Raw genomic sequence first — 21,348 nt, 5'->3', positions numbered from 1 at the left:
CTGATCAGCTCCGGGGCAAATCGCTACTTGCCACGACAATTACTCACTGGTGAAGCCATACTTCGGCATTGGGTGTAGATTTATATTTAAAGATAACGGCCTATGAGAAAAGTGCTTTACTTACTTCTGACATTTATAATGCTGGTGTTGCCCGCCGCCCGGGCGCAGTTTAAGGTACAATACGGCGTCAGTGTGGATGCGCGGGTCGGGCTGGCGTTCAAGTATGTATATTTGTCCAATTTCCGGCTCGGCATTTCGGGCGGTGTGGGTGCCGTTACGAAGCATTCGATGCCCTACCTGCAATATTCGCTCGCTACATTCCAGGGCGGACTGGGCAGTTCTTTCAGCAAGAAAGAGCGCAAGCGGGTCAACCTGGAATCGCGGGTGGCGATGGGCGTGCTCGTGGGCGGCAAACGCTCGGAGCAGTACCTGGAAGGCCGTGGCACCGACCTTTCGCATTATTACAAACAGGTGTACACGCAGGGTTTCATGAACTCGACGCCCCTGCGCAATCCCTACACCAACTTTTACGCCGGCGTGGCTACCAACTTTATTTTCAGGCCTAATCGCGCCGAACTGGGCAATTTCGGCCAGGCCGTCGGCAGCTTTTCCCTGGGAGGAAGGTACTGGGATGTGCACTATTACAACGACGGCCCGCCTTTCGATGTGATCCCGCTGGGCGACGGCAAAGATCGCTACTGGACGGGCGGCGGCTTTGCAAGCGTCCTTTTGAAAAACAAATACGACCACCCGCTCAACGGCAATGGCGTCCGGAAAATATTCCTCGGCTTCGACCGCTTCACGGGCTTCTTCCCGCACGCGTACGAAGCGGCGAAGCGGCTGGGCCTGAAACGCATTCCGTACAAGGACGAGCAGCAGTCGTTTTACAACAAGGGCCGCATTTTCGCCGGAGTGGAGTTCGCAGGCATCAATGGACTCACCGCGTCGGTCGCCATTAACGACAACGACCACCTCGACGTCCAGAACATCATCCACAGCGTGGCCGGTTACCCCTGGCACACGACTTTACACAAATGGTCGTTCGGCGCCGATGTTTTTTACAATTTCCAACGCAAAATAGGCCCTGACAACCGATGAAAGCATTGAAATACCTACACGGGCTGATGGCGGCAGGGTTGCTGGCGGGCAGTATCACGGGATGCAAGGTGGTGGAGACGCGGGAGAACTGGGATGCATTTAATAAGGAACTTCCGAATGCGGCGTCGGTTCCACGAAATCTTCCTTTTTTCGATACGCAGGACTATTTCTACCGGATGAATATCTATTGGCGGCGCGTCGAAATTACGCCGCCGGCGAGAAAGGACGGCAAGCCGGACACGGACGATGCGAAAGCGGAGGATTTTACCTACAAATGGTTTACGACCTACGACCGCGACCCTAACCTGAGCAAGGATTCGCTCATCCAGAATGTCGTCTTGTACCTGTTTTCAGACGGCCGGGCTATTTTTCGCACCGTAGTTTACCCCGAACCGGGCACGCGGCGACCGTGGAAAGTAAAATGGGCCAAAAGCTACGACCTGGACACGGGTTTTCTGCATACTTCCCAACAATATGTCAAGAAAAACAAAATCAAATTCGGCAGGTACCGGATGATTGAAAGTCAGAACAGGCATGATTCCACGAAGGTCAAAATCGACCTTTACAACGCCGTCAGAAGCAAAAAACTTCTCGGAGGCGGCCGGTTCAAAGAGCGGCAGGACCGTGTATCCCTCTATGTGGACCTGTTTCGCCCGCGAACGGTAGTGGACGAACCCGACCCCGCCGACACGTTAAAAACGACGATCGCCTCATTTGTGAAAGGGGCGAATGCCTACCAGCAAAGCACTTCCAAAAGCAAACCGGCAAAACCGGCCGCGAGCAACGCCAATTCCGAAAAGAAGCCCAATACCGATCGGCTGACCGAGCCGGCGCGGGTTAACGATTCGGCTTTCAGCCGGGCGCAGGTCGAATACATCGATCTTAAATCCGACATCGGTTCGAATGGTGGGGAAGTAATCAAAATCACGCCCGACCTGACGTTCGGTTTCGGTGAGCTGCCCAACAAGCGGCCGGCCGAGATGTATTTCCGGCTGTTTAAATTACGCAAATGAGGGGAGGCAACTCCTCCCCTATTTATTCAATATCGGTACGGTTACGCCCAGGGCCACGGAAGCGCCGCGGTTGAAGGCCTTGGTGTTGGTGTCAATGTGCGAAACTACATTGTATAAACCCAGGTGGTAGCGCGCCTCCGCGAAAACCGTAAAACGGCCGACCGGGTACGCAGCGCCCGCACCGAATGCCAGGCCGACGTCGAATTTACCTACGCCTTCATCGTCGCTCGCGCTTTCATGCTGTGTGTGGCTTTCGGCCAGCTCTCCATTAAGGTAAAATTCACTTTTTCCTTTCAGCTTTTGCGGCGCTACCCGCAGGCGGACTTCCGGCCCTACCGAAATGATCGCTTGCAGCTTTTCGGTCAGGTACGGGCGATACTGGGCCATAACGGGCAGTTCGAAATAGCTCAGCTTCATCACCGAACGCGTCACTACCTGCACGGGTACACCGGGCGCAAGGTCGGTCACCGTTTCTTCCTTTATTTTCCCGCCGCGGCTTGAAAAACCCGGCTCAGCCTGAATGCTGAACGTAGGCGTAACGGGATAGTTAAAAATCACTCCGAGATTGGGCGCTATGCGCGTATTCAGGCTCAGCTCGTCATTCTTAATGGCGAGATCGCTGAAATTCACGCCGCCTTTTACCCCCAGGCTGATCTGGGCCTCGGCGTCCCGGCCCGCCAGTGCGCAGGCGATTGCGCATACAAATACTCTTAAATTTCGTCGGTTCATCGGCATGGCTTCGTTGACATACTTGATTATTATGGAGCCAAGAAACAAAAAAACATCATGTAACCGATAACTTATCTAAAATTCATTTTTCCGTGCGATCGCCTGCTTACGCCCGACCGCTAAGGCTCAAACACATACATTTCATTAAACAAAAACTTAAACGTGCCATACGATTGTGCGCGGAAGGTAATCTCCGGGCCGAATGCCAGGAGCTTGCCACTGCCGACGGCGGCTTCGAAGGCCGTCACGCCGTTGCGCAGGTAGGATTGCCCCCAAGCCCAGCCGCTGCGCAAGGGTTTGTCGGCCGAAAACCACAGTAACGGCTTCACGGCGCCCTTTGCGATCGCTTCCGGCGCGATGTTGAAGACCGGGCTGTCGTCGAAATAAACGTCGGCTTTTGCCGGCATACCCCAGCCGGATTGCAAGGTAGAGTCCACCGATACTTGCAGGATGCTGCCGGGGACGTAATATTTCTCGCCGGGAAGCGGGCGCTCGCCGGTCGTCGTCATTTCCACCAATGCATTGCGGACGGGCAGGTTCAGATGGTAAGCCAAGGCCGTGCTGCTGCCGATGGTGATCACCTTGCCGCCGGCTTCCAGGAATGCCTTCAATGCGGGTACCGATTTCCCGGCCGTGAGGCTGCCCAGCTGGCCGTGGTATTCGGCGGGAATATCTTCCGGTTTAGGGCCGATCCTGCCGGGGCCGCGCTCGTTGCCCTTCGCCGGAATAGCACGGCTGACGAACAGGACGACGTCATACTTTTTGCGCAGCTCGCCGGCGTCGATGTCAGCGGCGAATACGCGTGTGACCGGGAACCCGAACTGCTCCGTCAGCCAGCGTAGCCAGCCGGAAGGCATCGACCCGCCGAAATTATCCCAGAGCGCCACCCTCGCCGCCCGCAGCCTGGTTGTTGCGGCCGGACGTTTCCCGGCAGCCGCTACGGCAATGCGCGTGGAATCGCCCAATGCGGTAATCGCGCTCTTTGCTTTGGCCGACGCGGGCACATAAAATTTGCCCAGATCAGGACCCGCCGTCACGCGGTATACGTCCGCGCCCGCAGCGAGCAGCTTGTTTACAGCGAGGAATGCATTGTTTTCGGAAGCACTCAGGAGATAGCCTTTCGCTGCTTTCGGTATTTCGGTTTTCAAATTTTGCAATTCGCCGTAGGGAATTTTCTCAAACGGGCCTGTAAAACCGTTCAGCACGCGGTCGAAGCGGACGCCCATTTGAAAAGCCAGCGTCCAGCCAGCCGCGTCGTACGGCCGGATCGGCGGGCCGCCGGCGTACTGGAAGTCGTTCGGGTGGTCTTGCGGTTCAAACATATCGAGGATATGCGGGCGGAATGCCTGGGCTGTTTTCACGATGTACGAGCCTCTGGGATAGCGCTTTCCGGCCACGGAGAACGCCGCAGTCGCTTTCTCGACCTGGATGCCCGAGCGGATCAAAGCATTCAGAAACGTGACCGCCGTCGCGAAATCGGGCTGATCGGCCGGGATAATGTAGCCCCGGGCGTCGCGCAACGTCGAGTCTTTGAATACCATATCATAGTAGTTTACCTTCGGTGCGGGACCGCTTTCGGTGCTGGCCGTGGCAGTAGGCCGCGCGCTCTTCATCAGCTCGCTGATCGCCTCGATCCGCTTCGGATAGGCTGTCCAGTAATCGGAATTGCCGCGGTCGATACTGTTTTTACCCATATGGTAAATGTTGTATAGCAGCTCGTCGCTGTGGCGGGCGGCGTAATCGAGCACCGACCAGTTGAGTGAAATCGAATAGTCGATCGACTGCCGGAAATGCCATTTCTGGGGCGTTACCGGGTTGGGTGTTGCACCATTGGGAATGAGGCGGTTAGGCACGAGCGGGATTTCTTCGGGCGTAGGGTTGCCGATAATTTCGGTTAACAGGCCGATTACATTGTGAAACTGCGTGGTAGTCCGCAGCCCGCCATTGTACCAGGTCGAAAACGTCGAGCCCGTCAGGCGGGTGAAACCCGGCTTGTTTTCAGCATTGAGGCGGTTATACATGGCCGCACCGAGGGCGTCGATACCGGTGATAAGCAGCGGATCGAACACGTAATTGAACGGATCGCGGTAAGGCGGCCCGGCCAGCACCGAGCCCGCCGGGCCGCGCTGATGGTGGTTGTACATGATCTGCGGCATCCATTCGACGAACAGCTGGCGCCCCATATTCCGCGATTCCTTCATTTGCATCATGTAAAAATCTCGGTTGTTGTCATGCCCGATGTATTTCTGGTAGAGCCTCGGCAGGAATTCCAGGCTCCGCTTTTTGGGATCGCTGTTGCGCATATACCAGTTGCTCACCAGCTCCTGGCCGTCGGGGTTGGCATGCGTGAGCAGGATAATGGTCTTATCCAGGATGCGGTGCGTTTCGGCGTCGTTCCGATCGGCAAGCTGCCAGGCCGTTTCGATGAGCTGATGGATGCCTACCGTTTCGGTCGCATGCAAGCCGCCGTCGATCCACACCACCGCCTTTCCTTCCCCGGCCAGCTTCCGGGCATCTTCGGGGCCAATGCCTTCCGCGCGGGCCATTTTCTGTGATATTTCCTTGTATTTTGCCAGATTTTTCAGGTTTTCGGGCGAAGAGACGATCATCATGTATTGGTTTCGTCCTTCCTCGGTCAGCCCGATGGACGTAAGTTCGATACGGTCCGAAGCGTCGGCGAGTTTTTTGAAATAGGCTTCCGTCTGGGTGAAATTCGCCAGCTGGTAATCGTCGCCGATCTCGAACCCGAAATGGGATTTCGGCGACGGCAGCTGCTGGGAAATAGCCGGGACGGCAAAGAGCGAAAACGCGGTTAAGAGCAGTTTAGGATTAAATTTCAAATGCATAACAGGAGTTTTGAGTGAAATAAAAGGCAGTATGCTCAAAAATACACGAATGCATGGAAAAACAACGCTGATCCCCCACCCGGTTTGCTATCGCAGGAAAACCAGCCGCTAAATAAGAAAACGCCCTACCCAGCCCGGCAAACCGTTGATTGTCTTTAACTTATTACAAATAATTCGAGGGCGCAGGTAGAGATTTATTCAGCCCATTGCCGGCCCGCGCATCCTTCCTCCAACCGCCTGACTATGAAAAACCTTTACGTCGACATCCGGATCGGCAACGCCATTGCGCTTTTAAAGCCGCTGTTCTGGCTGCTGCTCATCGAAATCCTCGTCTTCTCCATCTTCGCGCTCATCCCGCAAGGCCACGACGTGTACGTGTACCTGCTCGAAGAAGGCTTCTGGACCAATGGCATCCCGATCCTGCTCCTGTTCGTCTCGCTGGTATTCCTGAGCTGTTCGTCAGGCCTGGGGGCGGAAGTGATACTTTCGCTGAGCAAAATCAGTTGGCAGTACATTACTGAAAATAGTACCATCCAAAACAAGATCGACTACGGAAAAGCCCGTAACTGGGTCGTCACATTTCTCTGGTATTTCCCATATCTGTCTTTCTTGCTGGGTTTGTACAAAGCCATTGGTTTTCAGAAAGAGAATGGCGTGGAAGGTTTTGGCTACACGGCCATATTCCTGACGCTCCTTTTTACGGGCATGGGTTTCTGGCTGATTTTCCGGGCAAGAAAAGGGATATGGACTTACGTCAGAGAGCGACTGGCCCGCATACACGGCACCGACGGGGCCAGTGAGCTCATGAAAAAATTCCGGGGTTCGGAAAACATCAGCCTCAAAGATTTCCGCCCGCTTATCATCGTACTATGTGTGCTGCTGACGTTCTCGGTGCTCCTGTTTATCCTTTTCGCAATATTGCCCAGCAATTTTTACTACTTCATCGGTGCAGCAGCGCTGGTCGTTTTCGGGCTGGGGGCCTGGGTAAATTTGTACACCGCCGTCGAGCTGGTCGATCGACTGTACAAATTCAGGCTGTTTACTATTAATGAAAAAGATTACAACCTGTCTGCCAAGAACATCATTATCGTGTGGGTACTGCTATGCTCCTACATCAACAGCGACCATCCGCTCAACACTACCAAAGATTCGCCTCTCAAACCCACCATTACACTCTCCTCCAACCTGGAACGGTACCAAAGCAGGTTTTACAAATACGCGCGATTCGATACATTACGGAGGAAAATCCCCATCGTGTTTGTCGCGGTGGATGGCGGCGCCAGCCGGACCGGGCTTTTCGGATCAATGATGCTTTCCGTATTGCAAGACAGCATTCCCGATTTCAAAAACCACATCTTCGCATACAGCGACATTTCAGGCGGTACCTTGGGGGCCAATGTTTTCTACGCATTGTCCCGCGACGGCTTTGCTACACGGGTCAATTCCGATACCTGTTTCACCGAACAATCCCGCCGGTTTTTCAAAAGGGACTTCCTCGCCCCGGTGATCGGTACCTATATGTTCGGCGACGCGCTGGGCTACTTCTGGCCCTGGTACATACCGAAATTCGACCGCGGATTGGCCCTCGAAAAGGAATGGCAGTCGGCCTGGAAAGATATTATGCCATTTCTGGATAATAAAAGCGATAACAAAATGGCGCTGTCGGCCAACAAAATGCTGGGGATCAGCCTGGCAAACACGACATTTAAACCGGTGATGTTCATCAATTCCCATGAAGTAGAAACCGGAAGACGGGCGATTTACAGCAATGTCAAGCTGGATACCACCATTTTCAGCGGCATCAGCGACTTGAACGATAAACTGCGGACCGATCTGCCATTCAGCTCGGCGATCCTGCTGAGCGCCCGGTTCCCGCTGGTGTCGCCTTCTGCCAGCATCAAAATCAACGACGCCATGAAACGGCATTATGTCGATGGCGGATACTTCGAATCGTCGGGCACACTCACTTTATACGAGGCATTGCAAGGCCTGGAACGGGCGCCGGGTTTCGATTCGACGCGTTTCGATGTCTTCGTCATTCATCTGGATGGCGGCGAGGACATCGTGGAAGCCGAGTACAAGGGAATCAACTTCCTGAACGAACCGCTGGACATCCTGAATGCGGCCATTGCCGACCGGAGCGGGCATACCGAGTTTGCCGTAGAGCATTTGAAAAATTATGTGACCAACCGGTACGGGCGGCCGCATTTCATCACACTGAAAGTAGGCGGGTCGCTGAAATCCGTCCCTGTGAACTGGGTCTTGTCCACGGGAGCGATCAACCAGGTCGTAAGCCGGTGCCGGGAAATGCTGAAAAAGCCGGAACTGTCGCCCGTTTTAAGCGCGATAAGCACTTCGACCATCAGCCAGAAATATATTCTGCAAATCACGAAACCTTCAACCAACCAAAACAAAGCACCCCAATGAAGACAGAACCCGATTTTCTACGATGGTTTGGCAGAGGTGCCCTGATCGTCGTTCTCCTGACATTTGCACAGGCCGCCTGGCTGCTGGACCATGGCAAGGCCCTCAAAAAGGACGACATTACCGCCAACGGTATCGGCGACCTCGAACTGGCCACCAGCAAGGACATTTTCAAGATTCTCGATAAATGGAGCACCAGCACGACCAATGAGCTACAACCATTTTTTCTGAGGATAATCCGCGGGGAGCCGGAGGCTACCCGCAAAACCCACCTATCCGAAATCGCCAAAACCGACATTTACTGGGATTTTCTTTTCATTGTTTTCTACTCGGCTGCAGTCTTCGTTTTCCTCAATAAGGCGATCCGATTCTGGCGTTTGGCGCATTTAAAAATGATCGTTAGGGTGTTTTTCGATGGGGAGCACAACTACCTGTCGGTGCTTAGCGGGAGAAAGGTCGATATCGCTCTGTGGTGGGCGGCGGCGATCGGGATACTGGATGTGCTGGAAAATTTGCTCATGCTGTATGCCATTCAGGTTTTCGATAGCGGCCGAACCATTGTCCTGCCGATTATTTTCGCCGCGCCGAAATTTGTATTGCTGGCGCTGGCCGTCATTTTCGTGCTTGTCACATTCCTTTTCTTCACCATTATCCTGCTGATCAATTCGCCGAAAACGGCCTGGGAAAAATTCGTGCGCCTCCTCGGCGTTGTGAACGATCCCTACTAATTTCCTACCTTTCGCCATGCACCTGGAATTCGAACCGCCCGAAGCATTGCGCGATGCCGTGAAGTGCTTTTGGTATGATAGCAAGGAATATGGCGATGCCGTGACCGGTTTCGAGGTCGTGCCGGACGGGTACGCCGAAATCATCTTTCATTTCGGAAGTCTCTGGGGTGCTGCCCGCCAGGGCGGATTGCAGGCGCTGCCTTCGCCGTTTATGATCGGGCTGCTCAACAGGCCGGTGCATTTCACGACGCAAAACCGGCTGGAAATTATCGGGGTAAGGTGCTACCCCTGGACGGTTTTTGAGCTGCTGGGCTTACCTTCGGATCAGGAGCGCGTACGGGTTTTCGAACATCCGGTCGCGGGGCTGCATCCTGTTTTGGCCGAATGCATTCGTGCAGGGCATGTCGATGCGGCGATCGGGCAGGTCAGCGGCTTCTTTACGGATGCGAGGGCGCGGGTGGCGATTGACAGCCTGTTGTTCAAAGCGGGTAACGCGATGCAGGCGGCAAATGGTACCTTGCCCGTAAACCGGGTGGCGGCTGCGGCCCATGCGACGGTGCGGACATTGGAACGGAAATTCAAAGAATCGTCGGGGCATACGGTGAAGGATGTTTCGGCCCTGATGCGCTTCGAGCAGGCGCGCAACCATTTGTGGCTCCACCCCGATGCCAACCTGGCCGGCCTGGCGCACGATCTGGGGTATACCGACCAATCGCACCTGAGCCGGGAGTTCAAGCGCTTCACCGGCACGACGCCTGCCGCATTCGCCCGTAAAGCCAGGCAGGGACCGCATAAGTCAAGCGACGATTTTGTCGCATTTGTACAAGCCTGAGGCAGCCGCATTCCGGATTTTTGCGTATCAATTCACTGAAACGCAAACCTATGGAATCCGAACCGATTCACACCACTCCTACCCTGTACGATGTCATTATTTCCGGCGCCGGGCCCGTCGGGCTGTTCCTGGCTTGTGAACTTGCATTGGCAGGGTGCCCGGCATTGATAATTGAAAAAGCGGAAAGCCCCCATTCACCCTTGAAAAAACTGCCTTTCGGGATACGCGGACTATCGGCGCCGACCGTCGCGGCATTGTACCGCCGTAACCTGCTGCAAGAACTGGAACTGCACAAGCGCCTTCAAAATCCGCATTCCCGGCGTGCCGGTGAACCGGAAAGTCGCCGGCAGGTCGGCCATTTCGCCCGCATTCCTTTTTACGACGCCGATATCGATACCTCCCAATGGCCCTACCGCCTGCCTGGCGACACGGCGCCGGCTTTGCTGTCCGGCATGGAAGAGCTGGAAACGATGTTGAGCCGCCGCGCAGAAACGCTGGGCGTGAAAATCAGGCGCGGAACTGCATTGACCGGCCTGCAACAATCCACCGACGGCGTAGCGGTGATGGCAGGCGACGAGGAATTTCATTGCAAATGGCTGGTAGGCTGCGACGGGAGCCGCAGTGCGGTACGTAAAGCGGCGGGCTTCGAATTCGCCGGCACGGAACCTGAATTTACCGGCTACTCCGTCCAGGCCGATGTTGCCGACCCGGAAAAGCTCGTCGCGGGCGGGCATACGGGAGCGCTTGGCATGTACCTGCAATCCCAGCCAGGCTACCTGGTGATGTACGAGTTCGACGGCGGTGCTGCGCATCGCGCGGGTAGGGCAACAGCCGAGCACGTCCAGGACGTATTGCGACGCCTTTCCGGCACGGACGTAACCATTACCGCCCTGCACAACGTGGCTACCTGGACCGACCGGGCCTGCCAGGCCACCACCTATCGCAACGGCCGGGTGCTGCTCGCCGGCGATGCCGCACACATTCACGCGCCGCTGGGCGGCCAGGGGCTGAACCTCGGCCTGGGCGACGCCATGAACCTGGGCTGGAAACTGGCTGCCACCATTCACCACCGTGCCCCGGCAGGGCTGCTGGACAGCTATTTCACCGAACGTCACCCTGTCGGTGCCGACGTGCTCGACTGGTCGCGTGCGCAGGTGGCCGTGATGAAGCCCGGCCCGCAAGCACGCGCATTGAACGCCGTTCTGCGCGACCTCCTCGCCACGCGCGACGGCGCGACGTACGTAGCCGGGCGCGTGTGGGGCATACATATGCATTACGACCTCGGCGGCGACCATCCGCTGACAGGCCACAGCGTCCCGAACTTCGGGCTCGATGACGGCACGCACATGGGCGAACTTATGCACGATGGCCAGGGCGTCCTGCTGGATTTTTGCGGTAATACGTTGCTCAAAACTGCCGCAGAGGCCTATCGTAATCAGGTGAAATATATTTCAGGCAGCGCGAAAGAGCAGCTCGGCCTGAGCGCATTGCTGATCCGGCCCGACGGGGCCGTTGCCTGGGCCGCGGGAAATGAACCGGATCTGCTTGCGCTGGAAGCAGCTGCGGCGCGATGGTTTGTCCGTTCATAAAATTAGCCTCCGGGAATATTCTCCCGGAGGCTAAAAGCATTAGGTTCCTTCAAAGGAAAGCCGGCTATTTCACCACGACAATCTTCTGCGATTGCACGCTGCCGTCGTGGCGCACGACTTTAACCACATACATACCCGGTGTTAGTGTGTCTACTTTCAACGTTCCGCCGGCAGTGAGGCCCGCGTGGGAAACGCTCTTACCATTCAGGTCGATGAGCGAAATGCTTTTGACCTGGTCCGCATTCCGAACGTAGGCCACGTCCCGTGCCGGATTGGGATATACGAGCTGCGCGATTCCCAGGTTGAACTCCAGGTTTTTGATACTGCTGTATGCAAACGTTTCGTCTTTATCGACCATCCGAAGGCGGTACAGGTTTTCCCCGTTCAGCGGGCTGTCGTCTTGGAATACGTAATCGACTTTCACGGCACTTTCGCCCCTGGAAGCCACGCTGCCGATTTTAGACCATGCCTTGCCGTTCGCGCTGCGTTCGATTTCGAAGCGGTCGCTGTTTGTTTCGGCGGTAGTGGCCCAGGTCAGGACAGCCGTCGTGCTTTCCTTGCGGGCGTCGAATGCAACGAGCGTCACCGGCAGGTTGATATCCGAGCCCAACGTAAATGCCGCGTAGTTATCGGGCGTAACGCCATTGGCGGTAATAGTACCGGTCGTGCTGAGCGAGCCGGTGGTACCGCCGGCCCGGCCGAGGTTCTCCCATTTGTCCGTGGTGGTATTGAACCCCACGACGAGCAGGTTGGCGATGTTGCCGTCCGCCAGCGTATTCAGGTCGCTGGCGGCGTCCCACGAAAGCGTGATGTTCACGGGCTGAGCGCCGTCCAGGTCCCAGAACTCCTTCGTGCTCACGTCGGTTACGCCGGTTCCGCGGTTAGCCGTCGGGAATGGCGCGCCGGCGGGGTTCGCCGCATTGTCGGGGCTGCCAAGCCAGTAGGCGGCTTTGAACACACCGACACTGGCAGGCGCCGAAATGGCGATCGGACGGAGTTTGTTACCATTACCGACCGGGAAGACGAATGCCGCCGCCCCGTTTTTGGAAACGTAACCGTCGACGTGGTTGGCATCGTCCGCTCCCGTGTAGGAAGTACCGGCCGCAAAGCCCAGCACGCCCGGCGAACCGGAACGGAGTGTTCTTACGATGCCCGGCTGAATGCCCGACCCGCCTGTGAGGAAGGTGTGCGTTCCGAATACCGTCAGCTGTGTGCCTTCAAATATGGTCGTGTTACCCTGGCTGGCCGACTGCGCAGCCACCGGATCGACCATCAGCGAGAGCGAGAGGCACGTAGCCGCGCTCAGGCCAAAGAGCCTTTTATGGATGGTTTTGTGCATAGTCAACTCATTTTGAAGTAGTAGCCCCGGATTTTTGCTGCTCGGCATTGCCCAACATCGCCTTGATGCTGGCAACCTCCGCTTTCAGCGCATTCATTTCACTCAGCTGTGCTTCCAGTGATTCGATTTTTTTCTGCTGGTCCTGGATTGCCTTTACGAGAAGCGGGGTTAGTTTACCATAATCAACCATCCAGGGATTCGTTTTCACATCATCACCACCTTTCGAAACGGCATCAGGGAAGATTTTAAACAGATCTTGTGCGATGAAACCGGTAGTCCGGGTTTTGGCAGCGTTGTTTTTGTAGTTATAGTCAACCACCCCTATCTTCATTAAGTCTTCGATCGAATAATGGGTCTGCTTCACGTTTTCTTTCAGACGACTATCCGAAGTAACTGCGTAAACGGTTTGTGTTCCATTATACCTGATCTGACCCAAGTCATCTCCATTGGCACGAAATACTACAAAAACGGAGCCTGCGGGTGCAGCCTTTTTGGTCAAAGCAAGGTTAGGGCCGTCTGTCTGAACTGCTATTTGCGCCTCTTTCGCGTTATCATCCCAGTCGAGCAGAATCCCGTCTTGATCTGCAGTCCCATTAAAGTAAAGTGCGCCGTCATTATTATTGTTTGAAAAAAGAGCCTTTCCATTCACGTGGAACACGCGAAGAGGGTTTGTAGTGTTGATCCCTACCTGACCATTTAAACCGATTAGCATGCGTGTGCTGGTAGTGCCCGCAAGATTCGTTTGAAAGGCTAATGCTCCCTGGCTGTCATTCAGATCGTTACGTAGTCCTACACGGAACAGCGCCGGGTTTGCCGTGTTACGTGCGAAATCAATAGATGCCCCCACTGCAGGTGCAACCGAAGCATTTCGGTAAAGCCTAACCATCCCGCCTTGTACGAGCGTTGTAGAACCCTGATTGTCAGCGCGTCTAAGCAAAACATTGCCGCTCCGGGAAATCAAGCCTGACCTGTTGCCGCCCGCATCCCTTGTAGTAGTGCCCGCATAAAATGGGGTCTTCGTTGGAGAAACGTAGTCGACCCACGAGCCGTTGATACATCTCCATTGCTGCCCGTAGGTGCCGCTCGCTTCCAACGTATCGGTGTAAATCGTTTTTGCGGCGCAGGAGCCAGTTGGCGCGTTAATACCGTCAATATAAGTGAATGCGATATCGGACGACAGGGCGATCCACGAAGTCCCGTCGTTGTAGTACTCGCCAGCCTGCAGCGTCGCGTTGTCAGTGGTGTTGTACACATGCATTCCCAGCACGTGCGCCGCTAATGGAGCCGGATTGGAGAGCGATTGAAGCTCTACTCGCGGAAGCCGGAGCCCCTTCGTCGCGCTTTCCAGTTCGAGAATGGAACTTGAATTGACTGTGTTCGGGTTGTCCCCGATCTTCACCTGCGCCATCAATGGCGACCCCGCAAAAAGCAAACCGGCGGTAACTCCGAGTGCACCGGTAGTGCGTGTTAGTAGTTGTTTTACTTTCATTGCTTGAATTGTTTTAGTTAACTATTGATTGAAAGAAATACAGAATTGTCGGGTGCCGGGCCTGCGCCAGAGATACCAGCGATCTGGGTCAATGAGCGGTATTGGGTGATAGCTTGCGGTGCAAACTATATCTACAAAATACCGGCAAAAACGCGTCCGATTTGATGGACAGGCGAAGCGTTGCCTGCTTTTCAAAAATTCAATTATTTGTATTTCAATCAGTTAACTAATACATTTTTTGCAATGCGTAGAACAGTTTCTATCCCTTACAATCGAGCGACTTGTAGACGGGATGGAGGTAATTTTAGTTCACAAATCATTTCCCTTGAACGCCTGGTACATTTCCACATGCTTCGCGAGGTCGAGCAGGTTGGTCACGCCGAATTTCTTGAATATGCGGGTCTTGAAAGTGCTGACGGTCGTACTTTTCAGTTCCAGCGTTGCAGCGATCTCCTTCGTCCATTTGCCTTCCAGCAGCATGTCCATCACGACCAATTCCTTGGCCGACAGCAGTTCGCCCGGGTCGGTCGCACCCTGTTTCAGCATGGTACCCAGCAACTGCGAACGAACGGCCTGGCTCAGGTAGCGCTGCCCGCCCAGCACCGTGCGGATCGCCTGCCGCAGCTCGTCCGAATGCGCGCCCTTTGATACAAACCCCGCGGCGCCCGAGCGGATGCAATGCACGCCGTACACCTCCTCCTTTTGCCCCGAAAAAACCAATACCGGCACTTTCGGCTGCAACGACCGAAACTTTTCGATCATCACCAGGTGCTCCGTGCCCGGAATGCTCAGGTCCAGGATGATCAACTGATAAGACGCTGAGGAAACCATTTGCATGGCCGACGCAAACGTCGACGCCTCCTCGATGATCACATTTCCCATTACCTCCGTCACGACGATATTCGTGGCGATCCTGACAATGTCGTGATCCTCAACTAGTAATACTTTATTCATATGCGATGGTGGTTATCTGACATAGCCTGGTGGCACCGCGAATTAACTAAAAACTCAATGAAAATGCATCGAAAGATGTAGTACTATATTTACAACTTGTCTGCACGATTGGTATTGCCGCGCTCCTCCGTGTTGACTAGCTTTGGGCGTTGCTAGTTCCCTTCACAAATCGCTATTATGACCAACGCATTAATTATCGAAGACCATGCCGTCGTCAGAATGGGCATGGGCCTGGTGATCCGGGAAGTGCTACCGAATGCTTCCATTTTTGAATCGGAAGATTTTAACGACGGTCTGCGGATCGCGAAAGAGCGGCCGATCGACCTTGTCATCCTCGACATCCACGTCCCGGGCGGTCAGGACGTCAAAATGATCGACATGATCAAATCCGCGAACAATGCCACAAAAGTGCTCGTTTTCAGCGGACTGCCCGAAGAAAAGTATGCATTGAAGTACATTCAGGCAGGTGCGGACGGCTTCCTTTCGAAACGCTCTGACCCGGAAATGTACGGCGAAGCGGTAACCGCCGTGCTCAACGATCAGAAGTACCTGAGCGAGACCGTCCGCGAGCAGCTGATGACCGAGCTACCGCAGAGCTTTGCCAAAATCCGCCGGCGGCGATGGATCGGGCTGACGGACCGCGAGCTGGAAATCAGCAGGCTGTTGATCAAGGGGTTGTGGACGAAAGAGATCGCGACGCATTTGGAGCTGAAACTGAGCACCGTGAGTACTTTTAAGAAGAAAATTTTCCGTAAATGTGGGGTAAGCAGCGTGATTGAACTTTCCAGGATCATCGACGACGTGGCCGAGCCCACCTACTCGTGAACGCCCATTGAAAACATTTTCAAACCAACTACCGCAGCATCTCCATTTTGCCGGACAATGCCACGATATTGTTCACTTGCAGCTTTTTAAAGATGTTCGCCTTGAAGGTACTGACGGTACTTTCTTTCAAATCGAGCATCCCGGCGATTTCCCGTACCTTGTTACCCTGCAACAGCAAATGCATCACCAGCCGTTCGCGGGGCGTAAGGGCCTGCAGGGGGTTGTGGTCAGCGGAATCGACATTCGCAATGACTTGGGAAAGAAGCGTTTCCTGGATGTTTTTACTGAAATAGGTTTTAGAATCGAGCACGGTATCGATGGCGATCCGAAGCTCGTCGCCGGATTGCTCCTTGGACAAAAAACCGTTCGCACCCGACGAGATGGCCGGCAACGCATAGATGGTCTCGCTCACCGACGAAAACACGAGGATTTTGAAGCCCCGCCCGGTGCCGCGTATTTCCCGTACGGCCTGCATGCTTGCGCCAGCCATGCCTATTTCAATGATTACCAGATCGAATGATTGATTTCGGGCGGCTTCTATGCCTTGGTCTATTTGCCCTATGAGCGTTACCCGGGCCTGGGGCTTGTGGTCTTTTACCTCCCGCTTGATGGCCGATAACATCAGAGGGTGACCGTCGATGACGAGTACTTTCATTGCTTAACAGGTACTTTGGCTTAATGGGGGAGCGTGCGTATAGTGTGAAAGGGCGAATGGTTTGTCGTCTTACATCGAGACGTGACTGGCATGCCAAAACTAGTGAGAAATAAATCGTATTACCTTACGTGTAGGAGAAGTTCGAAATAGAAACATTTCTATATCCTATTTATCGGACGAATGCTACGCTCAAACGGCTTGCCGATGACACCCGGCGACCGATCCTTACCTGTTCATGAGATTACTCTTTATAGTTTTTTGCCATGTGCTCTTATCGACAAGCGCGCCGGCCCATACCGAAAATCCCAAATACACCGTACGGCATTATACGAGCGACAACGGTCTGCCCCAAAACTCCGTAAGGGCCATCACCCAGGATGCCGACGGGTTCCTTTGGCTGGCCACCGACCAGGGCATCGTCCGGTTCGACGGGTATACCTTCGTAACACTCGACAAACGGTATTTCGGGCTGTCGGCCAGCGCATTCATGTCCTTTGCAAAAGACCTGGAAGGGCGCAAGGGCCGCCTCTATGCATTGTCGTACGAGCAGGCGCACGTCCGGCTGGCCGACGGCAGGGCGGTACTGGACAAAAACGTGCTGAAAGGGCGCATTAAAGGTCTTTTAAAGCCCTGGAAAGGTGTTTACGATCCCAGCTACTCGATGGGCCTCCCCGACCGCTGGCAGCAAAGGTGGATACCGACCCATTGCATATTCCAGCTGCCAGGTTCCCAGGGCGATTTCTTCATGTGGCAGCGCGGCGGGAGCATCGACCTTTACCTGAACTGGAAGCTCAAAAAACGGCGTAATGCGCAGCTGGCCACACATTCGGGGCTGTTCAGGATGGGAAGAAACCTGTACCACGACGACCACGCCGGTCAAATCCGCCTGCTGGAAAGTGCATCCGTGGATATTGGCAGCCCGCAAACCGTCCGGCTCAGCCCGGCCCGCACCTGGCACGACCTGCCCGACCTCCAAAAGCCCTACACCGTTTACGCGGAAGACTTCTCCGGCAGTGCCTTTATCTACCAGGACAAAAAACTGTACACGCTCAGCGAGCGCGGCCCGGGTGAGCTGGTGAGTACTTTTCTCATTGAAGGATTTGATTTTCAAAAGGAGAATGTAACCTCCGTGTGGTTCGACCGGCAGAACCGCCGGATCTACCTCGGAACGCTCACCTCCGGCCTGTACATTTGCGATATCCATGCTTTCGAAACCGTCGCACTCGTAGACAATGCCGCCGAAGCCAATATTTTTTACGCCCAGGTACCGTTTTCCGACAGCACACTCCTCACCCCTTCATTTCACGTACTCGGCAAGCGGCCCGACGGGCGTTCGCTGTCCTACCTCCTTCCCGGCCCGCCCGAGCGCAATGCCATGCACCGGTACGGGCTCGTACGCGACCGCACAGGCGACATTTGGGCCATGAAGGACAGCATCCTCTACCGTTTCGACAGAACGGGCAGGACTATCAAGTCCAAATGGACCGATTGCGGTGAAATCTCCCATATATACGAAGACGTTACCGGCCGTATCTGGCTCGGCACCCGGTTCGACGGCCTCCGCTACATCGATCCCCGCGAACCCGGCATGCCCTTACACACCTTCACGCGCAAAATAGAACGGATTTCGTTTATGCAAAGCGAAGGGAGGTCGATACTCTGGGTTGGCACGGCCGTAGGCCTGTATAAGGTGAACCTCGCCCGTGAAACCATTGCTTTGATACCCAATACCAGCCAGTACTACATCAGAAGCGTGCTCGTGCAGCGCGCCGGAGAACTCTGGTTTACGACCTACGAACATGGTTTCTTTCTCCTGCAAAAAAACAAACTCACGCGCATGCCGCTGGACAAAAACCTCTCCCTCGCGCACGCACACTGCATCGTGAGCGACCAAAAAGGGTTTTTCTGGCTTCCCACCAACCAGGGATTATTCCGCGTGATGCGCAGCGATCTGCTGAATTTCCCCGTCCACCGCGACAGTACCCGGCTGTTTTACTATCATTACAGCAAGCAGGACGGCTTCCGTACCAACGAGTTCAATGGCGGCTGCCAGCCCTGCGCGGTACGGCTGCGGAATGGCTACTTCTCGCTGCCGTCCATCGACGGCCTCGTATTTTTCAAGCCGGAACAAATACCGCTGGACGTGCCTTCTTCCAAAATATTTATCGACCGCATCGAGGCGGATTCGAAGATTATCCCCCTTTCCGGCCCGAGCATCAGTCTGCCCGGCGTGAGTGACCTGAAAGTATTCATTTCGTCGCCTTATCTGGGAAACCGGCAAAATCAGCAGCTCTATTACACCGTCGATGCAGACGACAGCGACAAAGAACTGTGGCACCCGATCGAGAGCGAATCGCAGTCAGTACACCTAAGTAACCTCACATCGGGCACGTATATGCTGAAAATCCGCAAGCATGTGGGGTTCGGCGCACACGCGGAGCGATTGACGACGCTGCGGATCGTGATCCCGCAGCAATGGTACGAAACCTGGCCCTTCAAAGTGCTGGTTGTTATGGCAGCCATTGCGGCGGTCTATTTCTATTTCAAAAACCGCCTCAGGAAAGCGGACCGGCTGAACCGGATTCTCGAATCGCGCGTGTCGGAGAAGACCCGGAACTTGCAGGATACGCTCAGCGCGCTGAGAACGTCGGAGCAGGAGCTCACCCGGCAAACGCGGCTTCAAATGCACCTGATAGCGTCTATCAGCCACGACATCCGCAGCCCTTTGCGGTCCATCGAGTTTGCTTCTTCCCGGCTGCCGTCGCTGATCCGCAAAGGCGAGTTCTTGTTGGCCGAAAACGTCGGCACCAGCGTCAACGAATCATCGGGGAAGATTTTGCGGCTGTTGGAAAACATGGTTGTTTATGTCAAATCGCAGGTGTCGGGCGGGTCCGTCAGCTATCACGACATTGCGGCGCGGCAGCTGGTCGACGACGTGGCTGTGATTTTCAAGGAGGCATTCGCGATGCGGCAGAATATATTTACCAATGAAATCCCTGAATCGCTCAGCGTCCGCTCGAACCAGCAGTTGCTCAAAATCATTCTCCACAACCTCATCGATAATGCGAACAAATTCACCTGGGAAGGACACATTCGCGTAACGGCCAACGAAGACGGCGGCATTACCACATTCACCGTGTCCGACACCGGCCCGGGCCTGCCGGACGCCATTCTGACCTGGTTCAACGATGGTAATACCGCCTACCTCGGATCGCCCGACGGCGAGCTGAAAGGGATCGGCCTGGTGATCGTCAGGGAGCTTGCCGAGCTGTTGCAATTGAAAATACGCGCGGCTTCCATTTTCGGGGCCGAATTTTCGGTCCGTTTTGGAAAATAATCACTTCCAGACGAGCGTCGCCACGGCATTCGGGTCGAGGGTGTAGGTAAATTGCCCCTCCCCTGTTGCAACGGTGATTTTCTTGTTGTCAGCCCCCTGGTTCAGCACCACGAGCACCCTGGAACCGTCCGCATTGAGAAATGCCGCGTGTTCCAGCTGGGTCGAAGCATTCAGCCGGTCGGATTGTACGCGGAATGCGCCGGGGCGAATGAATTTCGACATATGGGCGATCGTATAATACTCCACGTTTTTGGTAACGCTGCCGTCGGCACCGATCGTAACCACTCCGCGGCAGTTGTCGCAACCCTTGTTTTTCGGGCCGTCGGACGGGTCGAGCGCAATATTCCACAGCAGCGCATTCTTCGACCAGTTGTTGGCCGTGCCAATAAAGATGTTCGACATATTCCATTTCAGATTATCCGAAAAATTGGTCACCCAGCGCCCGCCGGATATTTCGGTGAAATACAAGCCCTTATCGGGGAACTGGTCGTGAACGGTGCTCATCGCGGACACGCTCCCGCCATACGCGTGAAAGGCCGACCCGGCCACGTACTGGCTTGCCTGCGGGTCTTTCAGGATGGACATCGGGTAGCCCGGCCGGTCCCAATTGTGGTCGTACAGCAGGATTTTCGCTTTCACCGCATTCGTTTTAAAAAGCGGTCCGAGGTGGTTTTTGATAAAATTACCCTGCGCGGCCGAATCCATGCCCATCGACGGGTAGGCAGCCTCGTGCAAAGGTTCGTTCTGCACCGAGATCGCATCGATCGCAATGCCCTCCTTTTGATAGGCATTCAAATATTTGATAAAATACTGCGCGTAAGCGCCATACCACTCCGGTTTGAGGCTACCGCCCGCGAGTTTACCGCTCGTTTTCATCCAAGCCGGCGCCGACCAGGGTGTAGCCATGATCCGGATCGCCGGCTGCAATGCCACGATCGATTTCAGGACCGGCAGCAGTTCGGCCTGGTCTTTGGCGATCGAAAATTGCTTCAAATCGGGATCGGTCTGTCCGGCGGGGAGATCATTGTAGGTAAAATCTTCCAGCGAAAAATCCGAAGCGCCCATCGTCACCCGCAAGTAGCTCATGCCGATCCCCGCCTGTGGGTCAAACAAATCTTTGAGCAATGCCGCACGCTGCGATGCATTCATTTTCTGCTGGATCAGATACGCCGACGAGCCTGTGAGCGCCGCGCCGAAACCTTCCATTTCCTGCAATCTGGTCGAAAAATCGATGTTGATCACGTTGCCGGGCGATCCCCCCGACCCGGCTTTCGAGATCGTGAGCGGGTTTTCGCTGGTCAAAAGTTTGCTCCGCTGCCCATTTGTGACCCACACCGCCACCTTGTTCGCTGTGGTCGTATCCGTAGGTTTGGGATCGTCGTTCGCGGGCTCTCCGGCCGAGCAGCTGCTCATAGCCAAAGCCAGGCCCGCGACGGTCGTTATCAGTAATTCTCTCATGATTCTGGATTAAAAAAACGAAGCCCTGCCGG

At 55.0% G+C, this 21,348-nt stretch carries 15 protein-coding genes; 8 read left to right on the top strand and 7 right to left on the bottom strand.

All coding sequences use genetic code 11. The features are described from left to right. The first annotated feature begins 102 nt into the window (after positions 1 to 102). The gene (locus tag H144_RS0114535; protein WP_157504726.1) at positions 103 to 1,098 is read left to right on the top strand and encodes a polymorphic toxin type 23 domain-containing protein; all 996 of its coding nucleotides are present in this window, start codon (positions 103 to 105) and stop codon (positions 1,096 to 1,098) included. Continuing rightward, positions 1,095 to 2,111, top strand: coding sequence for a hypothetical protein (locus tag H144_RS0114530; protein WP_019942806.1), 1,017 nt, complete (start codon positions 1,095 to 1,097; stop codon positions 2,109 to 2,111). The genes H144_RS0114535 and H144_RS0114530 overlap by 4 nt, the downstream gene beginning before the upstream one ends. A gap of 18 nt (positions 2,112 to 2,129) precedes the next feature. On the opposite strand, the gene H144_RS0114525 is transcribed toward H144_RS0114530, so the two are convergent. Beyond that, entirely contained in the window at positions 2,130 to 2,840 is a 711-nt protein-coding gene (locus H144_RS0114525) for a porin family protein (protein ID WP_169409395.1), read from the bottom strand. 119 nt (positions 2,841 to 2,959) lie between these two features. Beyond that, entirely contained in the window at positions 2,960 to 5,686 is a 2,727-nt protein-coding gene (locus tag H144_RS0114520) for a M14 family metallopeptidase (protein WP_019942804.1), read from the bottom strand. Positions 5,687 to 5,929: 243 nt separating this feature from the next. On the opposite strand from H144_RS0114520, the gene H144_RS0114515 reads away from it, so the two are divergent. From H144_RS0114515 to H144_RS0114500, 4 genes are read left to right on the top strand one after another with little or no spacing between them, the layout of a single operon-like run. Continuing rightward, positions 5,930 to 8,113 (top strand): hypothetical protein, encoded by a 2,184-nt coding sequence (locus tag H144_RS0114515; protein ID WP_019942803.1) that lies wholly within the window; start codon positions 5,930 to 5,932, stop codon positions 8,111 to 8,113. After that, positions 8,110 to 8,838 carry a hypothetical protein gene (locus tag H144_RS0114510; protein WP_019942802.1) on the top strand — a complete coding sequence of 243 codons (729 nt, stop codon included), beginning with the start codon at positions 8,110 to 8,112 and terminating at the stop codon, positions 8,836 to 8,838. The genes H144_RS0114515 and H144_RS0114510 overlap by 4 nt, the downstream gene beginning before the upstream one ends. Positions 8,839 to 8,854: 16 nt before the next feature. Next, positions 8,855 to 9,670 carry a helix-turn-helix domain-containing protein gene (locus H144_RS0114505; RefSeq protein ID WP_019942801.1) on the top strand — a complete coding sequence of 272 codons (816 nt, stop codon included), beginning with the start codon at positions 8,855 to 8,857 and terminating at the stop codon, positions 9,668 to 9,670. 50 nt (positions 9,671 to 9,720) lie between these two features. Then, a complete protein-coding gene (locus H144_RS0114500) occupies positions 9,721 to 11,259 on the top strand; it encodes an FAD-dependent monooxygenase (protein ID WP_019942800.1) in 1,539 nt (512 codons plus the stop codon). 64 nt (positions 11,260 to 11,323) lie between these two features. Here the strand turns inward: H144_RS0114500 and H144_RS33300 are convergent, their stop codons facing one another. The 3 genes from H144_RS33300 to H144_RS0114485 all read right to left on the bottom strand — a co-directional run bounded on the left by H144_RS33300 (position 11,324) and on the right by H144_RS0114485 (position 15,041). Further along, a complete protein-coding gene (locus H144_RS33300; RefSeq protein ID WP_019942799.1) occupies positions 11,324 to 12,598 on the bottom strand; it encodes a T9SS type A sorting domain-containing protein in 1,275 nt (424 codons plus the stop codon). Between the two features lie 7 nt (positions 12,599 to 12,605). After that, positions 12,606 to 14,087: a tail fiber domain-containing protein gene (locus H144_RS33295; protein ID WP_019942798.1), complete on the bottom strand. Its 1,482-nt coding sequence runs from the start codon at positions 14,085 to 14,087 to the stop codon at positions 12,606 to 12,608. A gap of 309 nt (positions 14,088 to 14,396) precedes the next feature. Beyond that, entirely contained in the window at positions 14,397 to 15,041 is a 645-nt protein-coding gene (locus H144_RS0114485) for a response regulator (protein ID WP_026350696.1), read from the bottom strand. Positions 15,042 to 15,218: 177 nt separating this feature from the next. On the opposite strand from H144_RS0114485, the gene H144_RS0114480 reads away from it, so the two are divergent. Next, on the top strand, positions 15,219 to 15,866 hold the full coding sequence (locus H144_RS0114480; protein ID WP_019942796.1) for a response regulator transcription factor: 648 nt from the start codon (positions 15,219 to 15,221) through the stop codon (positions 15,864 to 15,866). 28 nt (positions 15,867 to 15,894) lie between these two features. Here the strand turns inward: H144_RS0114480 and H144_RS31870 are convergent, their stop codons facing one another. Next, complete coding sequence (locus H144_RS31870; RefSeq protein ID WP_019942795.1) at positions 15,895 to 16,521, bottom strand: LuxR C-terminal-related transcriptional regulator; 627 nt, start codon at positions 16,519 to 16,521, stop codon at positions 15,895 to 15,897. A 235-nt stretch (positions 16,522 to 16,756) separates the two neighbouring features. Between H144_RS31870 and H144_RS0114470 the strand changes: the two genes are divergently transcribed. Then, the gene (locus H144_RS0114470) at positions 16,757 to 19,858 is read left to right on the top strand and encodes a ligand-binding sensor domain-containing protein (RefSeq protein ID WP_084599958.1); all 3,102 of its coding nucleotides are present in this window, start codon (positions 16,757 to 16,759) and stop codon (positions 19,856 to 19,858) included. Here the strand turns inward: H144_RS0114470 and H144_RS0114465 are convergent, their stop codons facing one another. Further along, positions 19,859 to 21,316, bottom strand: coding sequence for a glycoside hydrolase family 30 protein (locus H144_RS0114465; protein ID WP_019942793.1), 1,458 nt, complete (start codon positions 21,314 to 21,316; stop codon positions 19,859 to 19,861). Positions 21,317 to 21,348: the final 32 nt, after the last annotated feature.

This window comes from Dyadobacter beijingensis DSM 21582, assembly GCF_000382205.1.
In the GTDB taxonomy this organism is placed as follows: Bacteria; Bacteroidota; Bacteroidia; order Cytophagales; family Spirosomataceae; genus Dyadobacter; species Dyadobacter beijingensis.
Note: the sequence above shows the minus strand (reverse complement) of the source record. Positions and strands in the feature narration are given on the sequence as shown.